Below are 20,542 nucleotides of genomic sequence, written 5' to 3'. Positions count from 1 at the left end.
CGGAACAGCGCCACCTCGACCGCGAACAGCGCCGGCTGCGTGAACTCCGTCCGGTCCAGCAGTTCCTTGTCCGACCCGAACAGCACGTCCTTCAAGGGCCGTTCGAGGAGCGGGTCGAGTCGCTCGCACACCGCGTCCAGCGCGGCGGCGAACACCGGGTGGGCGGCGTACAGTTCGCGGCCCGTGCCGAGGCGCTGGCTGCCCTGCCCGGTGAACAGGAAGGCCAGCTTCCCGGCGACCGGGCGGCCGCGGGTGACGCCGGGGGCGGACGCCTCCGGGCCGAGGGCGGCGAGGGACTCCAGCGCGCGGAGGAGTCCGGGCTCGTCGGCGGCCGTGAGGACCGCCCGGTGCTCGAAGTCGGTGCGTCCGCTCACGAGCGAGTGGGCGACGTCGGCGGCGGGCAGCCCGGGGTGGGCCGTCAGGTGCGCGTGCAGCTTCTGGGCCTGGGCGCGCAGGGCGGTCGGCGACTTGGCCGAGAGGTTCCACAGCGGCGGTACGGGGGCTGCCGGGACCGTGGGGGCGGCGGACGGCTCCGCCGGCTCCGCGGTCTCCGGGGCCGGGGCCTGCTCGATGACGGTGTGCGCGTTGGTGCCGCTGATGCCGAACGAGGAGACGCCGGCGCGCCGCGGGGCGCCGGTCTCGGGCCACGGCACGGACTCGGTGAGGAGCCGGACGGCGCCCTCCGTCCAGTCCACGTTCGGGGTGGGCTCGTCGACGTGCAGGGTCTGCGGCAGCACGCCGTGGCGCATCGCCATGACCATCTTGATGATGCCCGCGACGCCGGCGGCGGCCTGCGTGTGTCCGATGTTCGACTTGATCGAGCCGAGGAGCAGCGGCCGGTCCTCGGGCCGGTCCTGGCCGTAGGTGGCGAGCAGCGCCTGGGCTTCGATCGGGTCGCCGAGCGTCGTGCCGGTGCCGTGGGCCTCGACGGCGTCGATCTGGGCGGGCGAGAGGCGGGCCCCGGCGAGCGCGTCGCGGATGACGCGCTGCTGGGAGGGGCCGTTGGGGGCGGTCAGGCCGCTGCTGGCGCCGTCCTGGTTGACGGCGGTGCCGCGGACGACGGCGAGCACGGGGTGCCCGTTGCGGCGGGCGTCCGAGAGCCGTTCCAGGACGAGCATGCCGGCGCCCTCGCCCCAGCCGGTGCCGTCGGCGGCGGCGGCGAAGGACTTGCAGCGGCCGTCGCCGGCCAGCCCGCGGTGGCGGCTGAACTCGGTGAAGGTGCCGGGCGTCGACATGACGGTGACACCGCCGGCCAGGGCGAGGGTGCACTCGCCGCTGCGCAGGGCCCGGGCGGCGAGGTGGACGGCGACGAGGGAGGACGAGCACGCCGTGTCGACGGTGACGGCGGGGCCTTCGAGGCCGAGGGTGTAGGCGATGCGGCCGGAGGCGATGCTGCCGGAGCTGCCGTTGCCGAGGAAGCCCTCGATCTCCTCCGGGACGCTGAACAGGCGGGCGGCGTAGTCGTGGTACATCAGGCCCGCGAAGACGCCGGTGCGGCTGCCGCGCAGCGAGGCGGGGTCGATGCCGGCCCGTTCGAAGGCCTCCCACGAGGTTTCCAGCAGGAGCCGCTGCTGCGGGTCCATGGCCAGGGCCTCGCGCGGGGAGATCCCGAAGAAGCCGGGGTCGAAGTGGTGGGCTTCGTGCAGGAAGCCACCGACCTGCTCGTACGCCTCGACGCCGCTGTCCGGGTCGGGGTCGAAGAGGACCTCGGCGGGCCAGCCGCGGTCGGCGGGGTACGCGGTGACGGCGTCCCCGCCGCGGGCCACGAGCTCCCACAGGGCCTCGGGGGTGTCGACTCCCCCGGGGTAGCGGCAGCTCATCGCCACGATCGCGATCGGTTCCTGCTCGCGCTCCTCCACCTCGCGGAGCTTGCGGCGCGCCTCGCGGAGATCGGCCGTTGCCCGCTTGAGGTAATCGAGGTACTTCTCCTCGTTCACCATGTCTTACGCCATCCCCGTGCTCGAAGTGGTCAGGGTCGTCAAGGTCGTCGGAGGGGTCATCGTCGTCCCGTTCCGGTGGTGGTGGTCAGGACAGGCCGAGTTCGTCGTCGAGGAGGTCGAAGAGCTCGTCGGCCGTGGCGGCCTGGATGTCCCGCTCTTCGGCGGCGCTGTCCGGTGCACTGTGCGTGTCATTCCACTTCGCCAGGAGGTCTCGCAGCCGGGCGGTGATGCCCGCGCGGTCGGCGTCGTCGGGGGCGACCGCCGAGAGGAGGGATTCGAGCTTGTCGAGTTCCGAGTGGACGGAGGGGCGGCCGGGGCCGTCCTGACCGGTCCGCTCCCCGATGTACGCGGCGAGCGCCGACGGTGACGGGTAGTCGAAGATCAGCGTGACGGGCAGCCGCAGCCCGGAGGCGGCGGTGAGCCGGTTGCGGAGGTCGACCGCCGTCAGCGAGTCGAAGCCCAGGTCGAGGAAGCCGCGGGCGGCGTCGACGTCGTCGGCCGTGCCGTGGCCGAGGACCGCGGCGACCTGGCCGCGGACCAGCTCGTCCAGCGCCTGCTGCCGTTCCGCTGCCGGCAGGCCCGCCAGCCGCGCCGTGAGGGAGTCCGCCGCCGGTTCGGCGGCGGTCCGGGAGACGGCCCGGGTCGCGGGGGCGGCGGCCCGGCGTGCCGGGGTGCGGACGAGTCCGCGCAGCAGCGGCGGCAGGGTGCCGTCGGCGGCCTGGGCGCGCAGGACGGCCGGTTCGACGCGCATCGGGACGAGGACGGCGTCGTCCAGGGTGCGGGTGGTGTCGAAGAGGGCCAGGCCCTCCTCGGGGGTGAGCCCGGTGACACCGGCGCGCGCCATCCGCGTCAGGTCGGCCTCGTCGAGGGCGCCGGCCATGCCGTCCGCGGTGGCCCACAGGCCCCAGGCGAGGGAGCTCGCGGCCAGGCCGCGGGCGGCCCGGTGCTGGGCGAGGGCGTCCAGGAAGGCGTTGGCGGCGGCGTAGTTGCCCTGGCCGGGGGCGCCGAAGGAGCCGGCGACCGAGGAGAACAGCACGAACGCGGAGAGCTGGTGGCCCTCGGTCAGCTCGTGCAGGTTCCAGGCCGCGTCGACCTTGGGCCGCAGGACCGTGTCGAGGCGTTGCGGGGTGAGGGAGTCGATGATGCCGTCGTCGAGGACGCCGGCCGTGTGGACGACCGCGGTCAGCGGCCGGTCGGCCGGTACGGCGGCCAGGACGGCCGCCAGGGCGTCCCGGTCGGCGGTGTCGCACGCGGCCCAGGTGACCTCGGCGCCGAGGCCGGCCAGGTCGCGGGTCAGGTCCGCCGCGCCGGGTGCCGCGTCTCCGCGGCGGCTGAGCAGCAGCAGGTTCCGTACGCCGTGGGAGCCGGCGAGGTGGCGGGCGAAGAGCCTGCCGAGGGTGCCGGTGGCGCCGGTGAGGAGGACGGTGCCGGCGGTGTCGAGCTCGGGCAGGGCCGGGCGGGTCGGGTCCTGGCCGGCGTCGGTGCGGGCCGTGCGGCGCAGGCGGAAGGCGTACGCCTCGCCCGCCCGCAGCGCGAACTGCGGTTCGTCGCCGGCGAGGGCGGCGGCCAGGGCGCCGAGGGAGGCGTCGGATCCGTCGGTGTCGGCGAGGACGAACCGGCCGGGGTTCTCCGACTGCGCCGACCGCACCAGGCCCCACACCGGAGCGTGGGCCAGGTCGGTGACGTGGTCGCCCGGTACGGCGGCCACGGTGCCGCGGGTGAGCAGGACCAGCCTGGAGGCGTCGAGCCGCTCCTCGGCCAGCCACTCCTGGACGAGGGCGAGGGCGTGGTGCGCGGCGGTCCGGGCGGCGGTGGCCCGGCCGTCGGCGGTGGCGGTGCCGGACAGGGGGACGATCACCACGGCCGGTGCGGGGGCGCCGGCGGCGAGCTGCTCGCGCAGTGCGGCGAGGTGCGGGTGGACGTCGAGCGGTTCACCGGCGATGCGGAAGTCCGCCCGGTCCGCGTCCAGGACGGCCCAGCGCTCGCCGGCCGGGACCGGGCCGGCGGTGAGCGGCAGCCTGGTCCATTCCACGCCGAACAGGGACTCGTGGTGGGCGGTCCGGTCGGCGCCGAGGCCGTCCGCGGAGACGGGGCGCAGGATCAGCGAGTCGACCGAGGCCACCGGGGCTCCGGTGGTGTCGGCGACGTCCAGGGCCAGTCCGCCGGACGCGCCGGCGGTGATCCGGACCCGCAGGCCGGCCGCGCCGGCCGCGTACAGCCGTACGCCGGTCCAGGCGAACGGCAGCCGGGCGCCTTCGGCGGGCTCGCCGTCGGTGCTGCCGGGGACGCCGAGGCCGATGGCCTGGAGGGCGGCGTCGAGGAGCGCCGGGTGCACGCCGTAGCCGGCGGCGTCGCTCCCGTACGCCTCGTCGAGCGCGACCTCGGCGAACAGTTCGCCGTCGCGCCGCCAGGCGGCGCGCAGGCCCTGGAACACCGGCCCGTAGCCGAGGCCGGCGGCGGCCGCGGCCGGGTAGAAGCCGTCGGTGGGGACCGGTTCGGCGCCGGCCGGCGGCCACGCGGCCAGGTCGGCGGTGCGCTGCGGGCCGGCGGGGGCGAGCACGCCGGTGGCGTGCCGGGTCCACGGCTCGTCCGCCGGGGCGTCCGCCGGCCGCGCGTGCAGGGCCAGGGTGCGGCGGCCCGTGTCGTCGGCGGCGTCGACGGCCAGCTGGAGCTGGACGGCGCCCTGGTCGGCGAGGGTGAGCGGGGCCTCGATGGCCAGCTCGTCGACGGTCTCGCAGCCGACCTCGGCACCGGCGCGCAGGGCCAGTTCGACGAAGGCGGTGCCGGGCAGCAGGACGGTGTCCATGACCGTGTGGTCGGCCAGCCAGGGGTGGGTGGTCAGGGCCAGGCGTCCGGTGAGGAGCAGGCCGTCGGAGGCGGGCAGCGGGACGGTGGCGCCGAGCAGCGGGTGGTCAGGCGTGTCGAGGCCGGCGGCCAGCACGTCCTCGACGGAGACGCCCACGTCGAGCCAGTAGCGCTTGCGCTGGAAGGGGTACGTCGGCAGGTCGACGGGCCGGGCGCCGGTGCCGGCGAAGTACGCCGTCCAGTCGACGGCCACGCCGTGGACGTGGACCCGGGCGAGGGCCGCGGCGAGGGCCTCGGACTCGGGGCGGTCCTTGCGTAGCACGGGCACGCAGGGGGCGGGCTCGGCGGTGTCGGCCAGGCAGTCCTGGGCGAGCGCGGACAGGATGCCGTCGGGGCCGAGTTCGACGTACGCGGTCACGCCCGCGGCGTCCAGGGCGCGGATGCCGTCGAGGAAGCGAACGGCTTCGCGGACGTGCCGGACCCAGAAGTCGGCGGAGGCCATCTCGTCGGTGACGAGGGCGCCGGTGAGGAGGGAGACGACGGGGATGCGCGGGGTCGCGTAGGCCAGGCCCTCGGCGACCTTGCGGAAGTCGGCGAGCATGCCGTCCATGTGCGGCGAGTGGAAGGCGTGGCTGACGGTGAGGCGCTTGGTCCTGCGGCCCTGCGCCTCGAAGTGCGCGGCGACGGCGGCGGCCGCGTCCTCGTCGCCGGCGACGACCACCGACTGCGGGCCGTTGACCGCGGCGATGCTCACCCGGTCGGTGCCGGTCAGCAGCGGCAGGATCTCGTCCTCGGCCGCCTGGAGGGCGATCATCGCGCCGCCGGCCGGGAGGGCCTGCATCAGCCGGCCGCGGGCGCAGACCAGTTCGGCGGCGTCCTGGAGGGAGAGGACCCCCGCGACGTGCGCGGCGGTGAGCTCGCCGATGGAGTGGCCGGCGAGGACGTCGGGCCGCAGGCCCCAGCCGTCCAGCAGCCGGAACAGCGCCACCTCGACGGCGAACAGGGCGGGCTGGGTGTACCCCGTCCGGTCCAGCAGGGCGGCGTCGGACCCGAACAGCACGTGCTTCAGCGGGAGTTCGAGGTGCCGGTCGAGCTCGGCGCACACCTCGTCCAGGGCGTCGGCGAAGGCGGGGTGGGCGTCGTACAGCTCACGCCCCGCGCCGAGCCGCTGGCTGCCCTGTCCGGTGAACAGGAAGGCCACCTGGTTCTCGCGGGCTGTGCCCCGGACCAGTCCGGGGGTGTCCTCGCCGCGGGCCAGTGCGTCCAGGGCGCGGAGCAGCCCCTCGCGGTCCGTGGCGACGAGTGCGGCGCGCTGCTCCAGGGCGGAGCGGCCGGCGGCCAGGGACAGGGCGAGGTCGGCGGGGCGCAGGCCCGTGTCGCCGTGGACGCGGGTGTGGAGGCGGCGGGCCTGGGCGCGCAGGGCGTCCTCGCCGCGGGCGGACAGGACCACAGGCAGGAACGGCGCCCGCTCGGCCTGCGCGCCCGGCGCCGGCGCCGGCTCGACGGCCGGTTCCGGTTCGACGGTCGGCTGCGGTTCGGCGGCGGGCTGCGGGGCCTCCTCGATGATGGCGTGGGCGTTGGTGCCGCTGATGCCGAAGGAGGAGACGCCGGCGCGGCGTGGACGGCCCGTCTCCGGCCAGGCCACCTGCTCGGTGAGCAGGGACACCGCGCCCGCCGACCAGTCGACGTGTGGGGTCGGCTCGTCCACGTGCAGGGTCTTCGGGACCACGCCGTGGCGCATCGCCATGACCATCTTGATGACGCCGGCGACACCGGCCGCGGCCTGGGTGTGGCCCAGGTTGGACTTCACCGAGCCGAGGAGCAGCGGCCGGTCGTCGCTGTGCTCGCGGCCGTACGTGGCGAGGAGGGCCTGGGCCTCGATCGGGTCGCCGAGGGTGGTGCCCGTGCCGTGCGCCTCGACCACGTCGACCTCGGCGGCCGACAGTCGGGCGCTGGCGAGGGCCTGCCGGATGACCCGCTGCTGGGACGGGCCGTTGGGGGCGGTGAGGCCGTTGGAGGCGCCGTCCTGGTTGACGGCGGAGCCGCGGAGCACGGCCAGCACCTGGTGGCCGTTGCGGCGGGCGTCGGAGAGCCGCTCCAGCAGGAGCATGCCCGCGCCCTCGCCCCAGCCGGTGCCGTCGGCGGCAGCGGCGAAGGACTTGCAGCGGCCGTCGGCGGCGAGGCCGCGCTGGCGGCTGAACTCGATGAAGGTGCCCGGCGTGAACATCACGGTGACGCCGCCGGCCAGGGCCAGCGAGCACTCGCCGCCCCGCAGGGCCTGCGCGGCGAGGTGCAGGGCCACCAGCGAGGAGGAGCAGGCGGTGTCGACGGTGACGGCCGGGCCCTCCAGGCCGAAGGTGTAGGCGACGCGGCCGGAGACGATGCTGCTGGAGCTGCCGGTGCCGAGGTAGCCCTCGACGCCGTCGGGCACGGCGTGCAGGCGGGCGCCGTAGTCGTGGTACATGACGCCGGCGAAGACGCCCGTACGGGTGCCGCGCACCGATGACGGGGCGATGCCGGCCCGTTCGAAGACCTCCCAGGCGGTCTCCAGCAGCAGGCGCTGCTGCGGGTCCATGGCGAGGGCCTCGCGCGGGGAGATCCCGAAGAACGCGGCGTCGAACTCGGCGGCGTCGTGCAGGAAGCCGCCCTCGCGGGCGTACGAGGTGCCCGGGTGCTCGGGGTCGGGGTGGTAGAGGGCCTCGGTGTCCCAGCCGCGGTTCTCGGGGAGGCGGGTGATGCCGTCCTCGCCGGCGGCCAGCAGCGCCCACAGGTCCTCGGGGGTGCGGACATCACCGGGGTAGCGGCAGCTCATCGCGACGATGGCGATGGGCTCGTCGTCGGCCGCGGCCACCGTGGCCGACGGGGCCGCGGACCCGGCGGCGGTGCCCGCGCCGGTGCCCGCACCCGTGCCGGTGTCCGTGTCGCCGATCAGCTCGGTGCGCAGGTGGCGGGCCAGGACGGTCGGGTCCGGGTAGTCGAAGACGAGGGTGGCGGGCAGGCGCAGGGCGGTGGCCGCGTTCAGCCGGTTGCGGAGCTCCACGGCGGTGAGCGAGTCGAAGCCCAGCTCCTTGAACGCCCGCCCCGACTCGACGGCGGCCGGGCCGGCGTGTCCGAGGACCGCGGCGACCTGCGTGCGCACGAGGTCCAGCAGGGCGCGGTCCTGTTCGGCGGCGGTCATCGCGGCCAGCCGGGCCCGCAGCTCCGGTTCGCCGCCGGCGGCGGCCGCGGCGTCCACGGAACGGCGCGCCACACCCCGGACGAGGCCGCGCAGCAGCGGGGCGACGGTGCCCGCGGCGGCCTGCGGGCGCAGGGCGTCGGTGTCGACGCGCATCAGGGCCACGGCCGCGTCGTCGAGGGAGACGGCGGTGTCGAACAGCTCCAGGCCGTCGGCGGCCGTCAGCGGGGGCAGTCCGGCCCGGCGCATCCGGTTGACGTCGGCGGCGTCCAGGGAGCCTGCCATGCCGTCGGCGACGGACCACAGGCCCCAGGCGAGCGCGGCGGCCGGAAGGCCCCTCGCCCGGCGGTGCTGGGCGAGGGAGTCGAGGAAGGAGTTGGCCGCGGCGTAGTTGCCCTGGCCGGGTCCGCCGAACAGGCCGGAGGTGGAGGAGAACAGGACGAAGGCGGAGAGGCCGAGGTCCCGGGTCAGCTCGTGCAGGTTCCATGCCGCGTCCACCTTGGGGCGCAGCACCGCCGACAGCCGGTCGGGGGTCAGCGAGGAGAGGATGCCGTCGTCGAGGACACCGGCGGTGTGGACGACCCCGGTGAGGGGGTGCTCGGCCGGGATGCCGGCGAGGAGGGCGGCGAGGGCGTCCCGGTCGGCGACGTCGCAGGCCGCCCAGGTGGCGGTGGCGCCCGACGCGGCGAGCTCGGCGACGAGTTCGGCGGCGCCGGGGGCGTCGGCGCCGCGGCGGCCGGCGAGCAGCAGGTGGCGTACCCCGTGGGCGGTCGCCAGGTGGCGGGCGACGAGCCCGCCCAGGGCGCCGGTGGCGCCGGTGATCAGGACCGTGCCGTCCGGGCCGAAGGCCGGGGTGCGGTCGGTGTCGCTGCCGTCCCCTTCCGCCGTTTCGACCCGGGCGAGGCGCGGGACGAGGACGGTGCCGGAGCGCAGGGCGAACCGCTCCTCGTCGGAGCCGAGCGCGGCCCGCAGGGCGTCCGCGCCACCGGTCTCCGCGTCGACGTCGGCATCGACGTCGACGAGGGCGATCCGGCCCGGGTTCTCGGTCTGCGCCGAGCGCAGCAGGCCCCAGACGGTGGCGGCGGCGAGGTCGGTCACGTCCTCGTCGGGTGCCGCGGCGACCGCGCCACGGGTGACGCACACCAGCCGGGCGGCGGCGAACCGCTCGTCGGCCAGCCACGCCTGGGCGAGGGCCAGGGCGTCGTGGGACGCCGCGTGCACGGCCCCGGCGGTGAGGGGGGCCGGGGTCGGCGCGAGGACGTGGACGACCTCGTCGGGTACGGGTGCTCCCGCGTCGACCGCGGCGGCCAGGGCGGCCAGGTCGGCGTGGTGCTCGGCGTCCGCGGGGCGCAGTCCGTCGGCCCGGGCGTCGCCGAGGACGGCGTACCGGGCCGTGAGGGCCCGGTCCGGGGCGGCGGGGCCCGCGAGTTCGGTCCACTGCTGGCGGAACACGGAGTCGTGGTAGGTGGCGCGGGCGGCGCGCAGCTGGTCGGCGGTGACCGGGCGCAGGCCGAGCGACTCGACGAGCGCGACCGGGGCGCCGGAGGCGTCGGCGATCTCCAGGCGGACGCCCTCGGCGCCGGCCGGGGTGAGGCGGACGCGCAGGGCGGCGGCCCCGCCCGCGTACAGCGAGACGCCGCTCCAGGCGAAGGGCAGCCGGCCCCGGCCGTCGTCGGTGCCGATGCCGTCGAGGCCGATCGCGTGGAGGGCCGCGTCGAGCAGCGCGGGGTGCAGGCCGAAGCGGCCGGCCTGGTCCTCGGTGCCCTCGGGCAGGCGGACCTCGGCGTACACGGCGCCGTCGAGCTGCCAGGCGGTGCGCAGGCCGCGGAAGACGGGGCCGTAGGCGAAGCCGATGGTGTCGAGGGCCTCGTAGCGGCCGTCGAGCGGTAGCTCGGTGGCGCCGGCCGGGGGCCAGGAGGTCAGGTCGAAGGATGCGGCCGGGCGGGCGGCCTCGGCGAGGACACCGGCGGCGTGCCGCGTCCAGGGCTCCTCCGCGGCGAGGCCCTCGGCCCGGGAGTGCAGGGCGAACGGCCGGCGGCCGGCGCCGTCGGCGGCGCCCACCCGGACGCGCAGCTGGACGCCGCCGCGCTCGGGCAGCACCAGGGGCGCTTCGAGGGTGAGTTCCTCGAGGTGGTCGCAGCCGAGCTGGTCGCCCGCGCGGGTGGCGAGCTCCACGAAGGCGGTGCCGGGCAGCAGGACGCTGCCGAGGATGGCGTGGTCGGCCAGCCAGGGGTGGGTGGCGAGGGCGAGGCGCCCGGCGAACACCATGCCGTCGGACTCGGGCAGGGCGACGCCGGCGGTGAGCAGCGGGTGGCCGGTGTCGTCGAGGCCGATCGCCTCGACGTCGCCGAGGTAGAGGGCGGAGGAGATCGCGGGCCAGTAGCGCTGCCGCTGGAAGGGGTAGGTGGGCAGGTCGACGCGCAGGGCGCCGGTGGCGGTGGCGGCGAAGAAGGCCTGCCAGTCGACGCGGACGCCGTGGGCGTGGGCCCGGGCGAGGGCGGTCACGAGGGCCTCGGCCTCGTCGCGGCCCTTGCGCAGGACGGGCACGAAGACGGCGTCCTCGGTGACGCACTCCTGGGCGAGGGCGGACAGCACCCCGTCGGGGCCGAGCTCGACGAACGTGGTCACCCCGGCGGCTTCGAGGGCGCGGACGCCGTCGAGGAAACGGACCGCCTCGCGGACGTGTCGCACCCAGAACTCCGCCGACCCCATCTCGCCGGTGACGAGGGCCCCGGTCAGGTTCGACACGACCGGGATGCGCGGGGTCTCGTACGTGATCCCCTCGGCCACCCGGCGGAAGGCGTCGAGCATGCCGTCCATGTGCGGCGAGTGGAACGCGTGGCTGACGGTGAGCCGCTTGGTCTTGCGACCCTGTGCCTCGAAGTGCGCGGCGACGGCGGCCGCGGCGTCCTCGTCACCGGCGACGACGACCGACTGCGGGCCGTTGACCGCGGCGACGGACACCTGGTCGGCGTCGGTGAGCAGCGGCAGGACCTCGTCCTCCGAGGCCTGGACCGCGATCATCGCGCCGCCGGCGGGGAGGGCCTGCATCAGCCGGCCGCGGGCCGCGACCAGGGTGCACGCGTCGTCGAGGGAGAACACCCCCGCGACGTGGGCGGCGGCGATCTCGCCGATCGAGTGGCCGGACAGGAAGTCCGGCTTCACACCCCAGGACTCGACGAGCCGGAACAGGGCCACCTCGACCGCGAAGAGCGCCGGCTGGGTGTACTCCGTACGGTCCAGCAAGGCGGTGTCCGTCCCGAACAGGACGTCCTTCAGGGGCAGTTCGAGGTGGGCGTCCATGCGGGCGCAGGTGGCGTCGAGGGCGTCCGCGAACACCGGGTGGGCGTCGTACAGCTCACGGCCCGTGCCGGGGCGCTGGCTGCCCTGCCCGGTGAACAGGAAGGCGGTCCTGCCCGCGGTCGGCGTGCCCTCGACGAGGGCGGCGGCCGAGCCGCCCTCCGCCAGGGTCTGGAGCGCGGCGAGCAGCGCGGCCCGGTCCGCGGCCACCACGGCGGCCCGGTGCTCGAAGGCGGAGCGGCCGGCGGCCAGGGCGAAGCCGAGGTCGGCGGGGCGCAGTTCGGGGTGCCGGAGGGCGTAGGCGTGCAGGCCGCGGGCCTGGTCCCGCAGGGCGTCCCGGGTCCGGGCCGACAGGATCCACGGCAGGGGTGCGTCCGGGCGGGCGGCGGGCTCGGCCGGGGTCTCGCCCGCCGGCTCGGCTTCCGGGGCCTGCTCGACGATGGTGTGGGCGTTGGTGCCGCTGATGCCGAAGGAGGAGATGCCGGCCCGGCGCGGGCGTCCGGTCTCGGGCCATGCGGTGGCCTCGGTCAGCAGGGCGACGTCGCCCGCGGTCCAGTCGACATGCGGGGTGGGCTCGTCCACGTGCAGGGTCGGCGGGAGGACGCCGTGCTGCATGGCGAGGACCATCTTCATCACGCCGGCGACGCCGGCCGCGGCCTGGGTGTGGCCGAGGTTCGACTTGATGGAGCCGAGCAGGAGGGGCTGTCCTGCGGGGCGTTCCTGGCCGTAGGTTGCGAGCAGTGCCTGGGCCTCGATGGGGTCGCCGAGCCGCGTGCCGGTGCCGTGGGCCTCGACGGCGTCCACCTCGGTGGCGGACAGGCCGGCGCCGGCCAGGGCCTGCCGGATGACGCGCTGCTGGGAGGGGCCGTTCGGGGCGGTGAGGCCGTTGCTGGCGCCGTCCTGGTTGACGGCCGAGCCGCGGACCAGGGCGAGGACCGGGTGGCCGTTGCGGCGGGCGTCGGACAGCCGCTCGACGAGCAGGATGCCGAGGCCCTCGCCCCAGCCGGTGCCGTCGGCGGCGGCCGCGAAGGCCTTGATCCGGCCGTCGGCGGCCAGGCCGCGCTGGCGGCTGAAGTCGATGAACGAGGCGGGCGTGGACATGACGGTCACACCGCCGGCCAGGGCCATGGTGCACTCGCCGGCCCGCAGGGCCTGGATCGCCCAGTGCAGGGCGACCAGGGAGGAGGAGCAGGCGGTGTCGACGGTGACGGCCGGGCCCTCCAGGCCGAGGACGTAGCTGACGCGTCCGGAGACGACGCTCGCCGCGTTGCCGGTGCCGAGGAACCCCTCGGTGCCGTCCGGGGCGGCGAGGATGACGTCCAGGTAGTCCTGGCCGTTGGTGCCGGTGAACACGCCGATCCGCTCGCCGCGCACGGCGGCGGGGTCGATGCCGGCCCGTTCGAGGACCTCCCACGAGGTCTCCAGCAGCAGGCGCTGCTGCGGGTCCATGGCGAGGGCCTCGCGCGGGGAGATCCCGAAGAACGCGGGGTCGAACTCGGTGGCGTCGGCGAGGAAGCCGCCCTCGCGGACGTACGTGGTGTTCTCGGTCAGGGACTCCGGGTCGTACAGGCCCTCCAGGTCCCAGCCGCGGTCGGCGGGGAAGCCGGAGATCGCGTCGCGGCCGTTGACGAGGAGCTCCCACAGCTGCTCGGGGGTGTCCACGCCGCCGGGGAAGCGGCAGCTCATGGCGACGATGGCGATGGGGTCGTCGTCGGTGGCGGTGCCCGTGGCGGCGACGGGGCCGTGCGCCGCGGAGGTGGCGCCGTCGGCGGGGTGGGCGTCGCCGAGGAGCTCGCCCTGGAGGAAGGCGGCCAGGGCGAGGGAGTTGGGGTAGTCGAAGATCAGGGTGGCGGGCAGGCGCAGGCCGGTGCGGGCGGTGAGGAGGTTGCGGATCTCGACCGCGGTGAGGGAGTCGAAGCCGAGGTCGCGGAAGGCGATGGCGGGGTCGACGGAGGCCGGGCCCGGGTAGCCGAGGACGGCGGCGATCTGGGTGCGGACGAACTCCAGGGCGAGCGCGTCGCGTTCGCCGGCCGGGGCCCGGTCGAGCTGCCGGGCGAGGGAGTCGGCGGCCGGGTCGGCGGTGGCGCTGTCAGTGGCGCCGGCCGCGGTGAGGGCCCGGACGGCCTCGGGGAGGTCGGCGATCAGCGGGCAGGGGCGTACGGCGGTGAGGCCGGGCGCCAGCCGGTCCCAGTCGATGTCGGCGACGACGGACGCGGTCTCGTCGAGGGTGAGGGCCGTGTGCAGGGCCGACAGGGCGAGTTCGGGGGCGAGCGCCGGGAGTCCGGCGGCGCGCAGTCGGTCGGCGACGAGCTCGTCGGTGGCCATGCCGCCCTCGGCCCAGGCACCCCAGGACAGGACGGTGGCGGGCAGGCCGTCGGCGCGGCGCTGCTCGGCGAGGGCGTCCAGGGAGGCGTTGGCGGCGGCGTAGTTGGCCTGTCCGGCGGCGCCGAAGGCGGCGGCGACGGAGGAGAAGAGGACGAACGCGGAGAGGTCCAGGTCGCGGGTCAGCTCGTGCAGGACGCCGGCGGCGTGGGCCTTGGGGCGCAGGACGTCGGCCAGGCGGCGCGGGGTCTGCGCGTCGAGGACGCCGTCGTCGAGGACGCCGGCGGCGTGGACGACGGTGGTGAGCGGCAGGTCTGCCGGGATGCCGGCGAGCAGCTCGGCGACGGCGTCGCGGTCGGCGACGTCGCAGGCGGCAACGGTGACCCGGGCGCCCAGGTCGCGCAGTTCGGCGGCGAGTGCGGCCGCGCCGTCGGCCTCGGGGCCGCGCCGGCTGACGAGCAGCAGGTGCTCGGCGCCGTTGCGGACGAGCCAGCGGGCGACGTGGCCGCCGAGGGCGCCGGTGCCGCCGGTGACCAGGGCGGTGCCGGAGGTGGTCCACTCGCCGGCGGGGGCCTGCTCGTGGGTGGCGCGGACCAGTCGGCGGACGAAGACGCCGGTGGAGCGGACGGCGAGGTGGTCCTCTCCGCCGAGGCCGGCCAGGACGTCGGTGAGGCGGGCCGCGGACCGCTCGTCGGGGGTCGGGGGCAGGTCGACGAGGCCGCCCCAGCGGGCGGGGAGTTCGAGGGCGGCGGTGCGGCCGAAGCCCCAGACGGCGGCCTGGGCGGGTCCGGTGAGCCGGTCGGAGCGGCCGGTGGCCACCGCCCCCTGGGTGGCGGCCCACAGCGGGGCGTCCACGTCGGCGTCGCCGAGGGCCTGGACGAGGGCGAGGGTGGCGGCGAGGCCGGCGGTCAGGGCCGGGTCCTCGGGGTGCGGCTGCTCGTCGAGGGCGAGCAGGGAGAGCACTCCGGCGGGCGTGTCCGTCCCGGCGAGGGTCTCGGCGATCCGGTGGGCGAGGGCGGCCCGGTCGTCGGCGGTCGTGTCGACGGGCAGGGTGCTGACGGTGGTGCCGCGGGCGGTCAGGGCCCCGGCGGCGGCGACGGCCCAGGGGGCGTCCGTGTGGCCAGCGGGCACGGCGAGGAGCCAGTGGCCGGCCAGGGGCGCGGGCTCGACGCCGGTGAGCGGCTTCCAGGTGGTCCGGTAGCGCCAGCCGCCGACGGTGCCGCGGTCGCGGTGGCGGCGGTGCCAGGCGGAGAGCGCGGGCAGCACGCTGCTGAGCGGCTCGTCGCCGGCGACTCCGAGGGTGTCGGCGAGCGCGGCCAGGTCCTCGCTGTCGACGACCTCCCAGAACCGGGCGTCGGTGGCGCCGAGCGCGTGGCCGTCGGCGGGCTCGGCGAAGTCCGTGAACGGGTCCCGGGGCCAGTACGGCTCGCGCTGGAAGGCGTACGTCGGCAGCTCGACGCGGCGGGTGCCGCTGCCGGCGAAGCGGGCGGCCCAGTCCGGGGAGAGCCCGCGGACGTGGGCGCCGGCCACGGCGGCGGTCAGCGACCGGGCCTCGGGGCGGTCGGCGCGCAGTGCGGGCAGGAAGGCGGCGGCGCGGGGGCCGGTGGCGGTCTGGCAGTCCTGGCCGAGGGCGGAGAGGACGCCGCCGGGGCCGAGTTCGACGTAGGCGGTGACGCCGCGGCTCTCCAGCCAGCGGACGGCGTCGAGGAAGCGGACCGCCTCGCGGACGTGCCGGACCCAGAAGTCGGCCGTGGCCATGTCGCCGCCGGCGAGGGCGCCGGTCAGGCAGGACACGACGGGGATGCGCGGGGTCTCGTACGTGATCCCCTCGGCCACCTGCCGGAAGGCGTCGAGCATGCCGTCCATGTGCGGCGAGTGGAACGCGTGGCTGACGGTGAGCCGCTTGGTCTTGCGGCCCTGCGCCTCGAAGTGCGCGGCGACGGCGGCCGCCGCATCCCCGTCACCGGCGACGACCACCGACCGGGGGCCGTTGACCGCGGCGATGCCGACGCGGTCGGTGAGCAGCGGCAGGAGCTCGTCCTCCGCGGCCTCGACGGCGATCATGGCGCCGCCGGCCGGGAGGGCCTGCATCAGCCGGCCGCGGGCCGCGACCAGCGTGCACGCGTCGTCGAGGGAGAACACCCCCGCGACGTGGGCGGCGGCGATCTCGCCGATGGAGTGGCCGGCCAGGAAGTCCGGCTTCAGGCCCCACGACTCGACCAGCCGGAACAGTGCGACCTCGACGGCGAACAGCGCGGGCTGGGTGTGGCCGGTACGGTCGAGGAGTTCCGCGTCGGTCCCGAACAGCACGTCTTTCAGGGGCAGTTCGAGGAGCGGGTCGATGCGCTCGCAGACCGCGTCCAGAGCGGCGGCGAACACCGGCTGGGTGGCGTGCAGTTCGCGACCCATGCCGAGGCGCTGGCTGCCCTGGCCGGTGAACAGGAACGCCAGCTTGCCTTCGGTCGCGGCCCCTTCGACGACGTCGGCCGACGGGCGGCCCTCGGCGAGCGCCGCGAGGCCGGCCAGCAGTCCCTCGCGGTCCTCGGCGACGACCGCGGCGCGGCGGTCGAGGGCGGCCCGGGTGAGTGCCTGAGCGTGGGCGACGTCGTCGAGGCGGAGGCCGGGGCGATCGGTGAGGTGGGCGTGGAGGGCGGCCGCCTGGGCGCGCAGCGCGGCCTCCGTCTTGCCGGACAGGACGACCGGCACGACCGACGGCGCGGCGGTGGCCGTACCGTCGGCGGCCGGCTGGTCCGCGGCCGGCTGGTCCGCGGCGCTCTCGTCGCCGCTCTCCAGGATGACGTGGGCGTTGGTGCCGCTCATACCGAACGACGAGACGCCGATCCGGCGGGGCCCGTCCTGCCGCGGCCAGGCCCGTGCCTCGGTGAGCAGGGACACCTCGCCCGCCGACCAGTCGACGTGCGGGGTGGGCTCGGAGACGTGCAGCGTGCGCGGCAGCAGCCCGTGCCGCATGGCCATGACGCTCTTGATGACGCCGGCGACGCCGGCGGCGGCCTGGGCGTGGCCGATGTTGGTCTTGAGCGAGCCCAGCCAGAGCGGACGGCCGTCGGGCCGGTCCTGGCCGTACGTGGCGATGATCGCCTGGGCTTCGATGGGGTCGCCGAGGCCGGTACCCGTACCGTGCGCCTCGACGGCGTCGACCTGGTCGGGGGTGAGGCGGGCGTTGGACAGCGCCTGCAGGATGACGCGCTGCTGGGAGGGCCCGTTGGGGGCGGTCAGGCCGTTGGAGGCGCCGTCCTGGTTGACGGCGGTGCCGCGGATGACGGCGAGGACGTGGCGGCCCTTGCGGCGGGCGTCGGAGAGCCGCTCGACGAGGAGGACGCCGACGCCTTCGGCGAGGCTGAAGCCGTCGGCGTCCGGCGAGAACGCCTTGCAGCGGCCGTCGACGGCGAGGCCGCGCTGCTTGCTGTAGTCGATGAACGTGCCGGGCGCCGCCATCAGGGTGGCGCCGCCGGCGAGTGCGAGCGAGCACTCGCCGTTGCGCAGGGCCTGCACGGCCAGGTGCAGGGCGACGAGCGAGGAGGAACAGGCGGTGTCGACGGTGACGGCCGGGCCTTCGAGGCCGAAGGTGTACGACAGGCGGCCCGAGGCGACACTGGCCGCGTTGCCGGTGCCGAGGTAGCCCTCCACGTTCTCGGAGGAGCTCAGCAGCGCCGTCAGGTAGTCGTGGCTGCTGGTGCCCACGAACACGCCGACCTGCTTGCCGCGCATCGACGTCGGGTCGATGCCGGCGCGCTCGAAGGCCTCCCAGGAGGTCTCCAGCAGGAGCCGCTGCTGCGGGTCCATGGCGAGGGCCTCGCGCGGGGAGATCCCGAAGAGCGACGGGTCGAAGCGGGCGATGTCCCGGACGAAGCCGCCCTGGTCGGCGTAGCTGGTGCCGGGGTTCTCCGGATCCGGGTGGTAGACGGTGTCCATGTCCCAGCCGCGCTCGGCGGGGAAGCCGGTGATGGCGTCGACCTCGTCGACGACCAGCTGCCACAGCTGCTCGGGGGAGGCCGCGCCGCCGGGGTAGCGGCAGCCCATGCCGACGATGGCGATGGGGTCCTGGTTCTTCGCCTCGACGTCGCGGAGCCGTTGACGCGTCTGGTGCAGATCAGCTGTGACCAGCTTCAGGTAGTCCCGCAGCGTTTGTTCGTTCGCCATGTAACGCAACCACCCAATTTGCAGCAGACGGCATCGGAAAAGACTGAGAGCAGATCCGAGAATTGACATCGGATGACAAGTGCTCCGCATATCTGGCGAAGCGACTGCTCGGCGGCAGGCTATTTGCCGCTGAATCTCTCCGACAACCCCTAACTGCCCCCTACGCACCCCTGGGAGGCGGGGCGCGCAGGGGGCAGTTACCCCCGGTCGGATGAGATCCGATTACTCGGGGGGCTGGCCATCTTCACCAATAATCGGCAGGCCGTCAATAACGACCGAGGCCCTTGTTGATAAAGGCGAAGAGCTCTTCGTCGGTCGCGTCCTGGAGGTGCTCGACCCCGTCGAGGACCTCGTCCGTGTCGCCGGCCGCGCCCGCGGGCCCGGCAGCGGCCTCGGAGCCGTCCGCGGGGGCCGGGCCGGCCTGGACGCCGGCCGGGTCCCCGCTGTCGTTCCACTTGGCGAGCAGTGCCTGGAGGCGCATGGTCACCCGGGCCCGTACGACGTTGTCGGCGGTGCCCCGTTCGAGGACCCCCTCCAGCCGGTCGATCTCCTCCAGCAGCGGGGCCCCGCCGGCCACCGCGTCCGGCACGATCCCGGCCCGCAGGTAGGCGGCGACGGCGGCCGGGGTGGGGTGGTCGAAGACCAGGCTGGCCGGCAGTTTCAGGCCGCTGACCGCGCCGAGCCGGTTGCGCAGCTCGACGGAGGTGAGGGAGTCGAAGCCGAGCTCCTTGAAGGCGCGGCCGGCCTCGACGGCGGTCAGGTCGGCGTGGCCGAGGACGGCGGCGACGGCCGTGCGCACCAGGTCGAGCAGCAGGCGCTCCTGCTCGACCTCGGGCAGCCCGGCGAGCTGCCGGCTGAGCGGCACGCCCCCGGTCAGGTCCTCGGCGGTCTCCCGCTCCGCGCTCTCGATGACCCGGCGGGCCTCGGGGAGTTCGAGGAGCAGCGGCCGGGCCCGATCGGCGGTGAAGGCGAGCGTGAACCGCTTCCAGTCCATGTCGACCACGGTGAGGGTGGTCTCGTCGCGGTCCAGGGCGTGCCGGAGCGCCGCCAGGGTCCGCTCGGGCCGCATGGCGAGGATGCCGTGGCGGCGCATGCGGTCGCCCGCCGCGCTGTCGTCCCCGTCCGCGCTGTCCCAGGGGCCCCAGGCGAGGGAGGTGGCGGGCAGGCCGGCGGCCCGCCGGTACTCGGCGAAGGCGTCGAGGAAGGCGTTGCCGGGGGCCTGGTTGCCCTGGCCGGGGGCGCCGAAGGTGGCGGCGAAGGAGGAGAAGAGGACGAACGCGGACAGGTCGAGGCCGCGGGTCAGCTCGTGCAGGTGCCGGGTCGCGTCGACCTTGACCCGCAGGACGGCGGCCACCTGCTCGGGGGCGAGCGTTTCGATGACCCCGTCGTCGACGGTCGCGGCGGCGTGGAACACCGCGGTGAGCGGCCGGTCGGCGGGGACGGCCGCAAGGAGCGCGGCGAGGGCGTCGCGGTCGGCCACGTCGCAGGCGGCGATCGTCACCCGGGCGCCGAGCGCGGTGAGTTCCTCGCGCAGTGCGTCGGCGCCGGGCGCGTCGGGCCCGCGGCGGCTGGTGAGGACGAGGTGCTCGGCGCCGTTCTCGGCGAGCCAGCGGGCGACGTGCGCGCCGAGCGCGCCCGTACCGCCGGTGATCAGCGCCGTCCCGGTCGGACGCCAGTCGCGCACCTCGGGCGTGCCGTCGAGGCGGGCGCGGACGAGGCGGCGCACGAGGAGCCCGGAGGGCCTTACGGCGACCTGGTCCTCGGTGCCGTCGCCGGCCAGGACGGCGGCCAGCCGTTCGAGGGCGCGGTCGTCGACCTGCGGGGGCAGGTCGACCAGGCCGCCCCAGCGGCCGCCCTGCTCCATGGAGGCGACGCGTCCGAGACCCCACAGGAGGGCCTGGGCCGGGTCCTCGATCCGGTCGGACCGCCCGGCGGCGACGGCACCCCGGGTGAGGCACCACAGGGGCGCGGCGACGTCGGCGTCGCCGAGGGCCTGGGACAGCGCGAGCCCGGCGGCGAAGTGGTCCCCGTCGCCGAGGGCGAGGAGGGAGAGGACCCCGGCCGGGGCGGTGGTCGCCGCGTCGGTGGCCCCCTTGAGAGCGGCGGTCAGGGTCTCGCGGTCGGCTGCGTCCGGGGCCACGGTGACGGTACGGACCTCGGCGCCGCGGCCGGTGAGCGTGCGCAGGACCGCGGCGGCCGTGTCGGCGGCGGGGCCGGCCGGAGCCTCGGGCACGACGACCAGCCAGGCACCCGACAGGCGGGACTTCGCCGCGGCGTCGGCCTGGGCCTTCCACGTGACGCGGTAGCGCCATCCGTCGACCGTGGACTGCTCGCGGCTCCGGCGCCGCCACGAGGACAGTCCGGGCAGGACCGTGCCGAGCGACCGGACCGCGTCGGGGGTGTCGAAGGCGAGGGCCTCGGCCAGGGCCGTGACGTCCTCGCGCTCGACGGCGTCCCAGAACCGCGCGTCGGTGGCGCTCTCCGCCCGCAGGGCCTCGGGCTCGGCGGGGGCCGCCTCGGGCCAGTACCGCTGGGACTGGAAGGCGTAGGTGGGCAGGTCCACGCGGCGGGCTCCGGTGCCGGCGAAGACGGCATCCCAGTCCACTGCGGCGCCGTGGGCCCAGGCCTCGCCGAGCGAGAGCCAGAACCGCTCCGGGCCGCCTTCGGCCCGGCGCAGGGAGCCGAGGACGGCGGCCTCGCGGCCCGCGTCGTCGATGGTCTCCTGCAGGCCGACGGTCAGGACGGGGTGCGGGCTGGACTCGACGAACACCCCGAAGCCCTGGTCCAGGAGGGTACGGGTGGCGTTCTCCAGCTCGACGGTCTGCCGCAGGTTGCGGAA

Annotated in this window: 3 protein-coding genes; all 3 read right to left on the bottom strand. The window is 76.1% G+C overall.

The annotated features are described in order from the left end of the window. The coding region (locus tag ACZ4VL_RS37400) for a type I polyketide synthase (RefSeq protein WP_468209472.1) at positions 1-1,940 on the bottom strand (1,940 nt) is incomplete at its 3' end. A gap of 85 nt (positions 1,941-2,025) precedes the next feature. Then, entirely contained in the window at positions 2,026-17,703 is a 15,678-nt protein-coding gene (locus ACZ4VL_RS37395; RefSeq protein WP_468209469.1) for a type I polyketide synthase, read from the bottom strand. Between the two features lie 265 nt (positions 17,704-17,968). Continuing rightward, positions 17,969-20,542 (bottom strand): SDR family NAD(P)-dependent oxidoreductase (locus ACZ4VL_RS37390; protein WP_468209467.1); only part of this gene is annotated, 2,574 nt, incomplete at its 5' end.

The organism is Streptomyces sp. NPDC029014 (assembly GCF_055564695.1).
Note: the sequence above shows the minus strand (reverse complement) of the source record. Positions and strands in the feature narration are given on the sequence as shown.

Bases quoted from the DNA above. Each gene is read 5' to 3' on its own strand.
- ACZ4VL_RS37395 (WP_468209469.1), bottom strand. From the start codon at position 17,703: ATGGCGAACGAACAAACGCTGCGGGACTACCTGAAGCTGGTCACAGCT.